The sequence below is a fragment of the Corallococcus carmarthensis genome (genome assembly GCF_003611695.1).
Lineage (GTDB): Bacteria > Myxococcota > Myxococcia > Myxococcales > Myxococcaceae > Corallococcus > Corallococcus carmarthensis.
In genome coordinates, this window is record NZ_RAWE01000003.1 from 89,311 (window position 1) to 103,883 (window position 14,573).

Below are 14,573 nucleotides of genomic sequence, written 5' to 3' on the forward strand. Positions count from 1 at the left end.
GCTGGGGGAGTCATGGGAATCACAATGTCACCGCAGGAGTACGCCACGGCGTTCCGCCTGCTCGCGGCTTCCGCAAGGCATCCGCGAAACATCCATACGATCGTCACCGAGCGGCTGTTCCCAGGTCTTCCCGAACACCCCACCCTGCTGGACGTCGGCGCGGGGGCGGGCAAGGTGGCTGAACAGCTCGCGCCACACTTCGATTCGCTCACCCTGCTCGAGCCCCATCCCGAGCAGAGCGCCGGCTTCCATCATGAGAAGGCGAAGGTCATCCCTGTCCCCCTGGAGCGGTACGACTCCCAGGACAGGTATGATCTGGTCGTCTGTTCTCACGTCCTGTATCACGTCCCCCTCTCCGAATGGGGCGGCTTCATTGACAGACTGCTCCGCTTCGTGCGCCCTGGAGGGACCTGTCTGCTGGTGATGGCCGCCGCCCGGGGACCGACCCATGCGATGTGCCGTGAGTTCTCAGACACCTTGCACTTCAGCGAAGACATCGTCGCCGAAGTGCGGCGGAAGCAGCTGCCCCACGAGACAATCGCGACGATGAGCGGGTTCGCCGCGAGCACCTTCGAGGAGATGTATACGCTCTGCCGCTTCCTCGTGCTGGAGGGGTGTTTCACGTCCGAGCAGCTGGCGGCCCTGAACCCGGACGAGTGGCGAAGACTGGATGCGCGAATCCGGGGTCATGCCGAGCGTTGCCAGCAGCCTGACGGAACGTACCGGCTGGAACAGGATGAGGATGTGATCCTCATCCCCCGGTAGGAGCATGGGCCGGGCACCCTCCTGAACAGGGAGCACTGACAGTGTCTGGAGCGAAGAGAGGGCGTGGCGGAGGCGCCCTTCTATCCTGGCGCGATGAACGCTCTTGCCCTGCTCGCCCTGGTCGTCCCTGCCGAGTCGTCGACCGACGGCTCCCCGCAACCCTGGTTCACGGTGGGACCGCTGCTGAGCGTGAGCCGCCGGCAGGAGGACACCGCCTGGGGCGTGGGCCTGGAGTCCACGCTCAATGTGGCCATGCACAACAACCGCCTGGATTCCTTCAAGTCGGGCGCGGTGGGCGTCTTCGGGCAGGCCCAGTGGATGGACGGTGACCACGCGCGGCTGTGCGGCGGAGTCCAGGGCAACTTCCTGATTTTCGGGCTGGAGACAGGCGTGGCCCACGAGACGGGGACGGCGGCATCCCGGGCCACGACGTCGCTCCACCTGGCGCCCTTCCTCGGCTTCGGCTACGGCTCCGTGGGCGTCCGCTTCAGCCTCCCGTTCGAGAACGGGCGGGACCTGTCGGGCCGCCTCCCGTATGGCCGGGAGATCGGCCTCACGTTGACCCTCAAGAAGCCCTTCTCTCCCATGCTCTGAGGCCCCACCCCGGGCCGGGCCCTTATGACGACCGAACCCGCCGCGGTGATCCACCTCCAGTTCGATGACCAGCAGCGCCGGGTCGGAGACCTGTCCCCGGCGAAGTGTGGCCTCTGCGGCGCCTCCGCCCGGGGAAGGACGCTTCACGCGGGCATGCTGGAGGGTGCGCTCGGCTGGGAATGTCCATGCGGGGCCCGGGGCGTCCACGTCGAGCTGATGGACCTGGACGAGGTGTATCCAGACGTCCTGGAAGCCTGGGGGCTTGAAGCTCGCGAAGAGCCGGACCTGTCCCCGCCCACGCCCGTGGGGGATTCAGGCCTGCTGTTCGCAAGCTACGTGGACGGGCCCGGCCTGCTCGCCCAGCTGTTCACCGAGGCGCGCCGCCAGGGCGCCCAGATCGCCGCCACCCAGGTGGTGGCGAGAATCACCACGCCCGCGACCACCTTCCCGGACTGGACCTGGGACGTGCTCTGGGCGCGTCCGGTATCCCAAGGGGACTGATCGTCCGTAGAGGGACAGGTCGGCGTAGGCCGTGTCCCACGCCCCATGGAAGGCCCGGATGGGCAGCGGCTTCAGCGTGCAGACCTTCTGAAGGAGAACGCAAAGGGATTGAGCGGGGACTTCGGCAGCGGACGCGTCACCCAGGCGCTCCAGCACGCCAGGTGCCAGGGCATGAACAGGGTGTAGCTGGACGGGCCAATGTTTTCGAGGGAGAGGCAGGTGAACCCCGACCAGAACAGCGCCTGCGCCATGATGAGCAGCCAGCCGGTGTTCTGGAGCCAGCGGCGCTTCAAGGCATGGCCGCCCAGCGACACCAGACCCGGCAGCACGGCGGTCAGGGTCATCAACGCCCACGGCACCACGTTGTGTCGCGTGAGCTGCTCGGGCGGCAGGTGGATGGAGTGCTGCCGGTGCACCACCGCGTCGTGTAGCAGCACCACGTAGAAGAGCCCCGTCTGGTAGAGCATGGAGGCCGTCGTGACGGCGGCTCCGAACCCTCCGAGCCGCGTCCGGCGGCGCGCCTCCAGCTCCACCACCTCCGGCGGCAGCTCCAGCGCGTAGGGATGGCCCAGCTCCAACAGGGCCTCCTTCGCCGCGTGCCGCACCGTCACGCCGTTCCGGGCCCGGAGGTCCCCCACCGGAGCGCCGGGCGCCATCAACTCCAACAACAGGTCCGTCCGGTCCCGGGGCGTCTCTTCCCCTGTGGGGGCCCGTCCCAGCGCGGCGAGGAGCAGGTCGGTGTCCGCCTGGGTCGTGTCGGGTGCACGCACCGCTTCCACCAGCGCCTTCAGCGACGGAGCCGCGGCTCCAGCCTCCGGGCCGGCAATGTCCGTCGTTGCTTCGCTGGAGGGGTTCGCCTGACGTGACTGCGACCTGGACATGGTGTGCACCTACCTCGCTACCTTCGAGGCAACCTCTAACAGGACGTCGCGGGGAAGCTTCAGCGCACCGTGAAACTCCGCCTTGAGGGCAGCGGAGACGGGAGGCTCACGCGCGTCGAGCGCCGCGAGCACACGCTCCGTCCACGCGAGGAAGGCGAGTCCCTGCCGAGCCAGGGATTGGGCAAAGGGGAGGAACATCACTTCGACCCGGGGAGTGAGCGGTTGGTCCGAGGCGCTCCGGTCCTCCATGCTCAAGACCTCCCCCTGGCGCCAGAGCCGCATGTGGGATTCCTCCCAGGGGTGGGCGCCCGTCTCCTCCGCGCCATCGAGCAGCGCCTTCAGCGCGACGAACCAGCTCCAGGTCATCCAGAATTCATCAACCGAGCCGTCATCGGTGAAGGGGTGGCCTCCAACGTCGATGAAGAAGCCTCCCTGGAAGCTGCAACAGGTCACGGACGGGTGACGGAGGTACATGTCCACGGCCTCGGCCTCCCGTCCCTCCAGGGACTCCAGCGGTACCCAGTCCGGACCGATGAGAACGCGGAACTCCGCATGGAAGGGTGAGGGAGCCATCCGGGGAAGCGTAACGCATCCTCCAGTCGACCTCGCCGGGACGCTGAGCCGGGCTGCTTGGCGTAGGGGCCGCATCCCGTATGCTCCGCGCCCCATGTCCCTGAACCTGAACGCTCGAAGCGCGCTTGCCGCGGCCTCGCTCCTGCTGGCGCCCCCGGCGCTGGCACAGGCACCGCAGGCCGAGGCGCCGCCCGCGGAAGCGGCCCCGCCCGCGCAGGCCCAGCCCGTGATGACGAAGCCTCCGGAGCTGCTCCAGCAGGTGGAGGCCCCCTACCCGCCTGAAGCGCTCGCGGAGGGGATCACCGCCTCCGTGCGCCTCATCATCACCATCGCCGCGGACGGCAGCGTGGCGGACGTGTTGCCCACGGAGCCGGCGGGCCACGGCTTCGACGAGGCGGCCATCGCGGCGGTGCGCCAGTTCCGCTTCTCGCCCGCGGAGGTGGACGGCGTGCCCGCGCCGGTGCAGGTGGAGTACGTCTACCACTTCACCCTCAATGCTCCGCAGCCGGAGGCACCTGGACCGGAGCAGGTCCAGGCGGCGCCGAAGGCCACGCTCACCGGACAGCTGATCTCGCGCGGCAGCCGCTCGCGGGTGGCCGGTGCCACCGTGCGCTGCGGTGACGACCCGGAGGCGCCCGAGGCCCTCTCGGACGCGGACGGCCGCTTCACCCTGGAGGTGCCTCCCGGCGAGTGCGCCGTGCGCGTGGTGGCGTCCGGCTTCCAGCTCTACCAGACGAAGGAGCAGCTCCAGGCGAACGAGACGACGGAGGTGAACTTCTTCCTCGCCCCCACCGCCGGCGCACTGGAGACGGTCGTTCGCTCCGAGCGGCCGAAGAAGGAGGTCGTGCGCCGCACCATCACGCGCCAGGAGGCACAGAAGACGCCGGGCACCTTCGGTGACCCCATCCGCGTCATCCAGACCCTGCCCGGCGTGGCGCGCGCGCCGTTCATCTCCGGCCAGCTGCTGGTGCGCGGCTCCAACCCCGGCCAGACGGCGACGATGATGGACGGGGTCAGCATCCCCCTCCTCTTCCACCTCCTCGGCGGCCCCTCGGTGGTGAACGCCGAGTTCATCGACCAGCTCGACTTCTTCCCGGGCGGCTACGGCAGCCAGTACGGCCGCGCGGTGGGCGGCATCGTGGAGGTCGGCACGCGCAAGGGCGCCGCCGACACGCTCCATGGCTCCGTGAAGGTGGACCTGCTGGACGCGGGCTTCTTCCTGGAGGCGCCCGTGACGGACGGCATCAGCGTGGCCGCCGCCGCGCGGCGTTCGTACGTCGACACGCTCCTTCCGCTCGTCCTCCCCAAGGACGAGGGCAGCACGCTGTCCGTGGTGCCTCGCTACTGGGACTACCAGGTGCGCGTGGACTTCGGCAGGAAGCGGGATGCCCGTTCCGAAGAAGAGGCCCAGTCCCAGGCGGGCGGCGCGCGCAGCACCGGCTACATCATGGCCTTCGGCAGCGACGACCAGCTGCGCCTGGTGTCGTCAGGCCCGGAGACGGAGCGGGACCTGTCGGTGGACACGCACACCAACTTCCACCGCCTCAAGGGTGACTGGACGTACCGCAAGGGCGCGCTCACCTCCGTCTTCACGCCGTACGTGGGCTACGACGGCACCAGCTTCAAGTTCGGCGCCGCGAAGCAGGACGGCTCGGGCTACACGGTGGGCGCGCGCGAGGTGCTGGGCCTGGAGCTGTCCTCCGCGCTCACCGTGCGCACCGGCCTGGACCTCGTCTACGAGCACCAGTCCTTCGACGTGGAGTTCCCCGCCCCGGAGAACTTCGAGTACGTGGCCTTCCCCGGCGCCGAGTCCGTGGGCGAGCTGCTGGTGGAGCACATCGGCCTCGGCTCCTTCGACGGCGCGCTCTTCGTCGAAGCGGACCTGAAGGTGGGGAAGTTCACCTTCACCCCCGGCGTGCGCGGCAACTTCCAGCGCGCGGGCGACGCCCGGAACGTGGCGTTGGATCCACGGCTGTGGGTGCGCTTCGAGGCCACTGAACGCACCCAGCTCAAGGGCTCGCTCGGCCTCTACAGCCAGCCGGCGGAGACGTTCCGCTTCATCACCCTGCCGTACGGCAACCCGGAGCTCGCCTACCAGCGCGCGTTCCAGAGCAGCCTCGGCGTGGAGCACCGGCTGACCGACGTGTTCAACGTGGACGTGACGGGCTTCTTCAACCGCCGCTTCAACAACATCGCGGCGCCCGGAGAGATCATCTCCCTCCCGGGCGGAGGCGTGGTCCAGCTGCCGTACTCCAATCAGGGCATCGGCCGCGCCCTGGGCCTGGAGGTGATGGTGAAGAAGCAGCGCGCGTCCGCGACGGACAAGTGGTCCGGCTGGGTGTCGTACACCTTCAGCCAGTCACTCGACGGGCGCACCGGCCCCGCCCCCGAGAACAGCGGGAATGACTTCGGCGGAGGCTTTGGTGGCAGCGGCGACACGACGTACGGCCTCAGTCCCTTCGACCAGACCCACATCCTCACGCTGGTGAGCAACTACGTGCTGGGCGGCGGCTGGGAGCTGGGCGGGCGCTTCCGCTACACCACCGGCCGTCCGACGACACCGCTCAACCACACGTTCGACCTGTACCAGGTGGACCGCAACCGCTTCAACGGCACGTACGGCCCCTATGCGTCGGCGCGCACGGCCGGTTTCCACCAACTCGACGTGCGGCTGGACAAGAGCTGGCAATTCCAGAGTTGGACGCTGGGGCTCTACCTCGACGTGCAGAACCTCTACAACGCGGAGAACGTCGAGTTTGTCTTCAACGACTACCGGCAGCGCCGGGAGTACGAAGTGCCCGGCATCCCCATCCTTCCCGTGGTGGGCGTGAAAGGAAGCTTCTGACATGAAAGCCCTGCTCCAGACCGGAGGCCTGCTGCTGCTGGCCATGGCTTCCCTTGCCTGCGTCGGGCCCGAGGACAAGCCCTCGAACGTGCACGACCTGCGGGTGCTCGGCGTCTCCACGGAACAACCCGAGCTGATCGCCTCCACCTGCGAGCGCACCCCGGAGGCCCTGGACGAGCTCGCGGCGGAGGTGACGTACCGCGCGCTGCTGGTGGACCCCGCCGGCGAGGGGCGCCCCATCCAGTACACGCTGTGGGCCTGCGCGGATCCGGATGACCGCACCTGCGAGAACGAAGCGGACCGCGCGCTGCTCGCGGAGGGCACCACCGTCGCGGGCGAGCTGACGCTCCCCATCCGCCCCGGCGCGGCCCGGGGCGCGGAGGACAGGCTCCTGTTGGAGCGCGTGCTGGAGGAGGACGCCTACCAGGGGCTGGGGGGCATCCGCATGCCGCTCGTCCTCCGGGTGGTGGCGGGCGGCGAGGAGGTCTACGCGCAGAAGCTGATGGTCTTCTGGTGCCCGGTGGTGGAGGGCATGAAGGCCAACGAGCAGCCGGTGCTCCCAGGCCTGCGGGTGGACGACGTCCCCTGGCCGGAGGGCGAGCCGCTGGAGCTGAGCGGCCCCGGTCCCTTCGTGGTGACGGCCGACGACGTGTCGGACCGGGAGGAGAACTACGTGGTGCCGGGCCTGCGGCTGCAGGCCGTGAACCTCAAGGAGGCGTGGGAGATCGCCTGGTACAGCACGCTGGGCGAGTTCAGCCTGTCGGAGACGGGCGGCGCGGACTTCGGTGGTCAGCAGGGACGCCACCGCGTGGAGTGGGAGCCCGCCGAAGGCGCGACGGCCCAGGACGTGACGTTCTGGGCCGTGGTGCGGGACGGGCGCGGCGGCAGCTCCTGGTTGGTGCGCCGGGCGCGCTGGAGTCCCTGATCAGCGCGGCGCGGCGCTGGCGATGAGGTCGTTGATCATCTGCGGCATCTCCGTCGCAGCGCCGACGTCGAACCTGTCGAGGCTCATGAAGAACCCGACGCCGCGAACGGGCGAGAACGCGAGGTAGTTGAACACGCCCGTCGTGGCACCGGCCTTCTGGAGGATGAACGGCCGGTCGCCCCTGGGCATCATCACGACCCAGCCAAGGCCCATCGCATCCATGTGGCCGGACTCGTCCAGCCCGAGGACGGGGTGCAGCCCGTCGCGCTGTACGTAGGTGGCGTGGTCCAGGAGCCGCGTCTCCGCGTCGAGCCGGTCCGGGTTTCCGCCCGTCTCCAGATGCCACTGGAGCCACCGGAGGAGGTCCTCGGGGGTCGAGTACAGGCCGCTGGCACCGCGAGGTGTGGAGTCGTGCTGCCCCCTGGGCCACGGCTTGCCGTCGGGCATGTAGCCGCCGAACAGGTTCTGGCCGCGGTCGTCGCTGCTCCCCTTCTTCCAGGGTGGCTCGGTGAACGAGGTGTGCCCGAGCTGGAGCGGTGCCAGCACTTCTTGGTTCAACAGGTCGCCATAGGATGCACTCTTTGACGTGTGGCACTGGTCGAACAGCGCCCGGGAGAGGACGTTGAAGCCGACGTTCGAGTAGAGCGCACCCGTTCCCGGCGGGAACAGGACGGACGGCAGCAGCTCTGGCTTCGGCGCTTCGAGCCCGATGTTCGGCGTGATCTCGCGGGGCAGGCCGCTCGTGTGCGTGACCAGATCGATGAAGCGGATGGCCGGATTCTCGACCACCTGTTCCGTGAAGCGGGCCTCGCCCTTCGCGACCATCCTGGCGAGCAGGTGTCCCGCGAACGCCTTGGTGATGGAGCCGAGGGGTATGAGCGTCTGTTCGTCCGGCACGCAGGAGACGTTGGCATCGCCCCACCCCAGGACCGTGCTCGCGAACGTCCCATCCGCGGCCCGGACGATGGCGCCGATCACCATCTTGGGGAGCTGGTACTTGAATTGAAAGATATCGCCAGCGAACGCTGCGCCTTCCACGAGCGGCTGGAGCCGCGCATGCGCCGCCGAGAACGGGAACATCTTGTCGATCTGGTATTGCCAGATGAGCAGATGCCCCGAGTCCCTGAAGGTCCCAACGTCGCCGTATTGCTTTTCGAGCGGCTCGGGTTCAACGCCGCTTCCCCGGTAGAGCCCGAGGATGAGGATGGACTTCTCGCCGTCCTGCTTCAGGTAACAGGTGAAGTCCCGGCTGGCGCGGGTCAGCCCCAGATAGACCATGGCCTGGCGCGCCGGATCCTTCGTCAGGTCGAGCAACGCGACATCCACGAAGTTGCTCTCGCCGGGCACGATCCGGGTCCCCACCGGCAGGGAAATCTCCTCCTGGGCGAAGCCCTCGTAGCCCGTCACATGGAGGGTCTGGTTCGCGAGGGTCAGGATGCGAAGGGTGGGATTGGGGTTGTCCATGATGACCTCGGAAAGTACACGAAGAACGAAGGTGCACCGTTGCCAGGGGGACAACATCCCCCGCCACTTGTAACCTCCCAGGCCACGGTCGCCCGCGCACCCCAGCGTGATTCCGCGCGGTTGAAGACGGCCATGTCCTTGCAGCGCTCGTGAGCACTCCAACGCTTCACGTCCTTCCCGGGATGTGGGCGCACCCGCGGAGCCGCACGCATGAGACGCAACCGACTCATTGCTTCATCCTCCCATCCCCGCCTCCGGCCCGTCCTGGGCGCGCTGGTCGTCGCGGCCTCACTGGGCGCGGCGAGCGCAGAAGCCGCGGCCCTCAAGGTCATGCCCCTGGGGCTTGGCTCCGGAACCGTCACCACGACTGGCATCAACTGCAACAGCACCGGTGGGGACTGCGACGAAACCTATGCGTCCACCGTCACCGTGACGCTCACCGCCACGCCGTCCCTGGGGTCCACCTTCGCTGGCTGGAACATCGACCTGGACGCGGACCTGTCGTCCACCCCGGACTGCACGGGCACGGCGTCCACCTGCGTCCTGCCCATGAACGTGGCGCGCTCCGTGAAGCCTGTCTTCCGGCTCGCGGCGGGCACCGTCAATCCCATCCCTGTCGCCAACGCGAGCGCCATCACGCCCGAGGAGATCGAGAGCTACCTCAACAACCCCACCAACGCGGGCACGAACACCGTGGCCCGCTTCATCAGCGCCCTGCCGGACGAGTACAGGGCCAGCCCCATCCTGATGGCGCGCTCGGAGAGCCTCCAGACGGGCACCGCGGAGCACCCGCGCCTCCTGCTCGCCAGCAAGACTGCCCGGTCCGTCTTCTCCATCGGGCCCGCGCCGCATGCGTCCTATCCAGGCTCGCATCCGGACGTCATCGAATACATGCAGTGGGACGAGGCGACGAAGAACTTCCGCTTCCACGAAATCATCCTCACGGCCATCCCCCAGATGGGCGTCATCCCGCCGCGCTCGCGCCACATCGAGAAGGATGACGGGAAGTGCTCCGCCTGCCACTCGACGCGCAACGTGCTCAACCGCACGGGCACCCCCGGCACGGATGGCTTTCCGGTGGGCGTCATCAAGACGAAGAACAAGCCCAACTGGGACCCGTACGACAGCTGGGGCGGCATGCTCCCCTTCAACCGGGACCGGCTCTACCAGGGCTCGGTGGACACCGCCGCGTTCCGCAAGCTCTTCAATCCCTGGACGTGGCGGACGCAGCCCGCGGTCCGCCAGCTCGTCGAACAGCTCCGGCTGCAACCGCCGGGGCGTCTGCCCGCGGGCAGCCCCCACCTCATCACGCGCTACCGGGGCGGCCCCAACGACGGCACGCCGCGCTTCTCCTTCGACACGTCGCCCCCGGTGACGACGGAGCCCGCCCCGTCGGGGAGTTCGACCATCGCGACGGCGTATGCCTTCAACGGCCTGCCGGGCAGCGGCGCGCTCACGAATGTCACGCGGGGCGGGACATCCGTCACGCTGTTCCATGACTCACCCATTTCCGGGGACGAGGGGCGTGGCGTTCAGCTCTTCGACCTGCTGGGCGGCCTGGATGGCAGCCTCAACCAGCGGAGAATCGCGGACGAGCTCGCCAGCCACCGCTGGGCGACCGGCAGCGTGTACATCGACCCGCGCCCGGTGGCCCTGGCCATCACCAAGGGCTGCCTCACCATCAACACGTCGCTGAACACGGTGCAGAGCAGCCCCACCGGACTGGCGGTGGACCAGGCGTTCTTCACGTCGCGCAACGGCATGGGCATCAACGCCCTGCGCGACGACACCCTGGCGCGCACCCAGAGCATCCCGCGCCGCAAGGCCGACATCGAGAAGCTCAACCTGAGCCGGACCGGCGACCCGTATCTGGTGACCGGCACGACGGTGAACGGCACCATCCCGCAATACGGCGCCGCGACCAGCGCGTCCACGGACGTGTCCCTGCCCCGCCTGCGGCAGGAGGTGTTCCGCCGGCCCATCGACAATCCGGTCGCCGACTCGACGGTCATGGGCGGCATCCTCGTGGACCGGGAGCAGTACACCCCCAACACGAACCTGGTGACTCTGTACCGGTACTTCCTGGAGCCGCTTGGCGTGTCGGTGGACAAGTGGTCCCTGGGCGTGCGCGGCCGCTCCCGCGCCTATGGCTTCGCCGACGTGTTCGGTTCGTACACCGGTGCGCTCCAGACGGAGCTCGAGGCCAACCTGACGGCGGATCCCATCCCCGGACTGGTGACGCCCTTCTCCTGCGCCAGCCTGATTCCGGCCGTGAACGCCACGCTGGCCTCGCTGCCGCTCCCGGGCGCCGTGCCGACGTACACGGACGTGCAGCGCATCTTCAACAAGAGCTGCATCGAGTGCCACGGCGGGCTGGACTACCCGCCGTACAAGAACTTCGGCACCTACCTGAACCTGGCCGAGGACCAGAGCAGCCCCAGCGCGAATCCGCTCACGGCGCCGCACGACATCGCGGCGGTCTACGCCACCAGCCTGATGGGCCCGCTGTACGACCGCATCACCCGCACGACGGAGGACTGCCCCAGCGGGATGATGCCGTGTGGCGGACCGCCGCTGAGCAGGACGGACACCGAAACCATCAAGCGGTGGATCCAGGGCGGCAATCCCTCCACGTGGGGAGACCCGCACCTGACGACGCTGGACGGCGTGCGCTACGACTTCCAGGGCGCCGGTGAGTACGTGCTCCTGCGCGACCCCGGGCTGGAGCTCCAGGCGCGCCACACGCCCGTGCAGACGGAGACCCCCGTGGGGCCGGATCCGCACACCGGCCTGACGGCCTGCGCGAGCATCACCACGGCGGTGGCGGCGCGCGTCGGCCCGCATCGCATCAGCTACCAGATGAACGTGGAGCGGCGGGAACTGCTGGAACTGCGCGTGGACGGCAAGACGGTGTCGTTGGACAAGGGGGAACTGCTGCTCCCCTCCGGCGGACGCATCACGCGCACGTCCGCGACCGGCGGCATCCGGATTGAATCCGCGGGAGGCACGCGCATCACCGTCACCACGGATTGGTGGGCGCACTACGGCCTCTGGTACATGAACATCGACGTGCAGCAGGCGCGCGCGACGGAGGGCCTGCTGGGCCCCATCGCCCCGGGCAACTGGCTGCCCGTGCTGCCGGACGGGTCGCAGCTGGGAGAGCGTCCCTCGGACCTCGGGGACCGGCACGTCGCGCTGTACCAGAAGCTCGGCGAGTCCTGGCGGGTGACGAAGAACACGTCCCTCTTCGACTACGCCTCCGGGTACTCCACCGACTCGTACACGCTGCGGGAGTGGCCGGAGTACAAGGCGGACCAGTGCCGCATCACCAAGGCGCCGCCCGGCATTCCGGTGGTGGAGCCGCTGAAGGCCATCCCGCTGGAGGAGGCGGAGGTGCTGTGCAAGGGCGTCTCGAAGGAGCGCCTGCGCGACTGCGCCCAGGACGTGGCCGCGACCGGCGAGCCGGGCTTCGCCAAGACGTTCATCACCACGGAGAAGCTGGGCCGGAACCTCCCGCCGGAAGTGCTGGAGCTGGTGTCGCCGAAGGACAACACCACCGCCTCCAGGACGGTGACCTTCGAGTGGAAGGACGCGTACGACAAGGACGGTGACGCCGTCGTCTACCGGCACTGCGTCTGGAACGTGAACAGCCGCTTCACCTACGCGGCCTGCACGAAGGGAGTGGCCGAGCAGTCCCGGACGATGACGATGGAGTCCGGCGGGGACTACTTCTGGAAGGTCCTCGCCGAGGACGGCCGGGGTGGCACCACGGAGAGCCGCACCTGGCGTGTGACGGTGAAGTAGCCAGGCGTCACCGTGGAAGGACGAAGGCCCCGGACCGCGTGCTCGCGTCCGGGGCCTTGCCGTGTGGGGCCGCTGTTTGCCCAGGCAACGCAAGGCGGCTGCTGGCAAGGTCCCAGGCCATGCCACGCGCCCAGACGCCCAGGAAGCCCGACACCGCCGCGTTGATGAAGAAGGCGGACCGGTTGCTGGATGAGACGCCGCCCCTATTGGACGAAGCCATCCCGCTCCTGCGCGAGGTGGTGGCGGCGGATCCGGAGCATCTGCTGGCGCTGCACTCGCTCAACTGGGCCCTGGATCCGACCCGGCGCATGGAGCCCCATCGCTGGGAACACGAGGTGAAGGCCGAGCATTGGCGGGTGCGCGACCGCGTTCTCGAGTTGACGCGCGGCACGAAGCCCGGAGGAAAGCTGACCACCGCGCAGAAGGCCCGCGCGCTGGCGCTGAGCCAGTGGGCCGAGGACCTGGTGCGCCGCGAGCCGACGGCGAAGCAGCTCGAGCAGGCCGAGGCCGCGCTGGAGGAGTCGGAAGGCCTGCGCGAGCTGGTGGACCAAGCCCGAGCGCGTCGCGGACTCGAAGCGTGGCGCGCGCTGCGCGAGGGCCCGCCGGAGCAGGGCTACCGGAAGTTGCTCGCCCGCGTGGAGCAGACTCCCGGCATGCGCGCCCACGACGTGGAGAGCGACGACGATCCGCTCGCCTTCCAGGGCCTGGAGGGGGCCTTCTCCGACGAAGGCTTCCACGCGTGGCTCCGGAAGCAGAAGCCCGCGCGGCGTCCCCCGGCACGCCAGGCCAAGGCCCTGAACGAAGGATTCCTGCTGGCGGCGGGGCTCGACGCGGCCCCCTTCTTCGGCCCCGGGTTCGAAGGCCACAGCCGGACCGGCCGCGTGCTGGCCCTGGTCGCGCTGGGGGCCGACCTGGAGGCCCGGGACAAGAACAAGCGCGGGGCGCTCCACCTGGCCGCGATGGTGGACGACCCGGCGCTGCTGGAGGAGCTGCTTCGTCTGGGGGCGGCTCCTGACGTCACCGACGCGGCGAAGGCCACGCCCCTGCATGCCGCGGCCGAATACGGCAGCACGTCCTGCATCGCCCTGCTGGCCGGAGGCGGTGTTCCCGTGGACGCGCGGGACCAATCCGGGCGCACGGCCCTCTTCGACGCGCGGCGGGCCGACGTGGCACGAGCGCTCATCGACGCGGGGGCCAACCCCAACGCGGGCAAGGGTTGGACGCCCCTGCACCAGCACGCGCGCGTCCAGGAACGGGGGCCCGTCATCGAGGTCCTGCTCCAGGCCGGGGCGGATGCGGCTCGAACGAACGCGGCGGGCCAGACACCGGCGCGGGAAGCGCTGGAGCACGGCCACCCGCACCTCGCCCGGCTCCTGGGCGTCCAGGCACCTTCGGGCAAGGCGGGAGCGCTGGACGTGCAACCGCTGCGGGACGCGCTGGCCCGCCGCCGGAAGGCGGTCCTCAAGGCCTGGTACTACGAGGACAAGGACGTGGCCCCGGTCGAGCAGGTGCTCGAACGGCTCGCGCTGGAAGGCGCCACGTCGTGGGATGCGCTCGCGGCGGCGGTACGAGGCGTGCCTCCCTGGACGGCCATGGCCCTGGTGGAGCTCGCGCGGGACGTGCTCCCGGCCGAAGCGAAGACTCCGCGCATCGCCAAGCTCCCGCGCTTCGTGCGCGGGGACCTCGTGGTGAAGGGCGACGTGCACGTGGACGGGCCGTTGCTCGTGACCGGCGACCTGACGGTGGAAGGCGTGCTGCGCAATGCGGGTCCCGAAGGCATGCTCGTGGTGGGCGGCTCACTGCGCGCCAGCGGCGTGGACACGGATGGGGAAATGGTCGTGGGCCAGGACCTGGAGGCCCAGGTGGTCTGGGGTCACGGCAACGATGCCTCGCTCCGGGCCGGCGGCGTGCTGAAGGCCGAGGCGGTCATCGCGGACGGCCACGACGTGCGGGCGAAGGTGAAGGCAAGGCATCACTTCGCCGTGGATGACTTCGACGCCTCGGCCGCGTCACTCCGCCAGGTCTTCGTGCCCAAGGCCTTCGCCCGGGCACGGCTGGACCGCGAGAAGCTGTTCAATGTCCTGCGCAAGGCAGGACGTGTGCTCAGCTGAGTGCTTCCCTCGCGCTACGGCTTCATCACGTTCGCGGCCTTCAACCACCGCACCATGTTGCGGGTGGGCCCAGTCTCTCCCGGAATCGCTTCGCCCCGCAGTCAGGGGCG

10 protein-coding genes are annotated in these 14,573 nt (G+C 69.2%); 7 read left to right on the forward strand and 3 right to left on the reverse strand.

Features of this window, described 5'->3' with window-relative positions:
• The first annotated feature begins 12 nt into the window (after positions 1-12).
• From D7X32_RS01675 to D7X32_RS01685, 3 genes are all read left to right on the forward strand, one after another.
• Positions 13-765, forward strand: coding sequence for a class I SAM-dependent methyltransferase (locus D7X32_RS01675; protein ID WP_120600723.1), 753 nt, complete (start codon positions 13-15; stop codon positions 763-765).
• A 63-nt stretch (positions 766-828) separates the two neighbouring features.
• Positions 829-1,359: a hypothetical protein gene (locus D7X32_RS01680; protein ID WP_120600724.1), complete on the forward strand. Its 531-nt coding sequence runs from the start codon at positions 829-831 to the stop codon at positions 1,357-1,359.
• A gap of 24 nt (positions 1,360-1,383) precedes the next feature.
• Complete coding sequence (locus D7X32_RS01685) at positions 1,384-1,860, forward strand: hypothetical protein (RefSeq protein WP_120600725.1); 477 nt, start codon at positions 1,384-1,386, stop codon at positions 1,858-1,860.
• Between the two features lie 71 nt (positions 1,861-1,931).
• Here the strand turns inward: D7X32_RS01685 and D7X32_RS01690 are convergent, their stop codons facing one another.
• Together D7X32_RS01690 and D7X32_RS01695 are read right to left on the reverse strand one after the other, a co-directional pair.
• Positions 1,932-2,741 carry a hypothetical protein gene (locus tag D7X32_RS01690; protein ID WP_147449972.1) on the reverse strand — a complete coding sequence of 270 codons (810 nt, stop codon included), beginning with the start codon at positions 2,739-2,741 and terminating at the stop codon, positions 1,932-1,934.
• 9 nt (positions 2,742-2,750) lie between these two features.
• Positions 2,751-3,314 (reverse strand): hypothetical protein, encoded by a 564-nt coding sequence (locus D7X32_RS01695; RefSeq protein WP_120600727.1) that lies wholly within the window; start codon positions 3,312-3,314, stop codon positions 2,751-2,753.
• A gap of 94 nt (positions 3,315-3,408) precedes the next feature.
• Here D7X32_RS01695 and D7X32_RS01700 point away from each other — a divergent pair, with 94 nt between their 5' ends.
• Positions 3,409-6,159, forward strand: coding sequence for a TonB-dependent receptor (locus D7X32_RS01700; RefSeq protein WP_120600728.1), 2,751 nt, complete (start codon positions 3,409-3,411; stop codon positions 6,157-6,159).
• Between the two features lies 1 nt (position 6,160).
• Positions 6,161-7,084: a hypothetical protein gene (locus D7X32_RS01705; RefSeq protein WP_120600729.1), complete on the forward strand. Its 924-nt coding sequence runs from the start codon at positions 6,161-6,163 to the stop codon at positions 7,082-7,084.
• Here the strand turns inward: D7X32_RS01705 and D7X32_RS01710 are convergent, their stop codons facing one another.
• On the reverse strand, positions 7,085-8,491 hold the full coding sequence (locus tag D7X32_RS01710; RefSeq protein ID WP_158625578.1) for a serine hydrolase: 1,407 nt from the start codon (positions 8,489-8,491) through the stop codon (positions 7,085-7,087). It lies immediately after the preceding gene.
• 267 nt (positions 8,492-8,758) lie between these two features.
• Here D7X32_RS01710 and D7X32_RS01715 point away from each other — a divergent pair, with 267 nt between their 5' ends.
• The gene (locus tag D7X32_RS01715; RefSeq protein WP_120600731.1) at positions 8,759-12,352 is read left to right on the forward strand and encodes a VWD domain-containing protein; all 3,594 of its coding nucleotides are present in this window, start codon (positions 8,759-8,761) and stop codon (positions 12,350-12,352) included.
• 119 nt (positions 12,353-12,471) lie between these two features.
• On the forward strand, positions 12,472-14,463 hold the full coding sequence (locus D7X32_RS01720; RefSeq protein WP_244238803.1) for an ankyrin repeat domain-containing protein: 1,992 nt from the start codon (positions 12,472-12,474) through the stop codon (positions 14,461-14,463).
• Positions 14,464-14,573 lie beyond the last annotated feature (110 nt).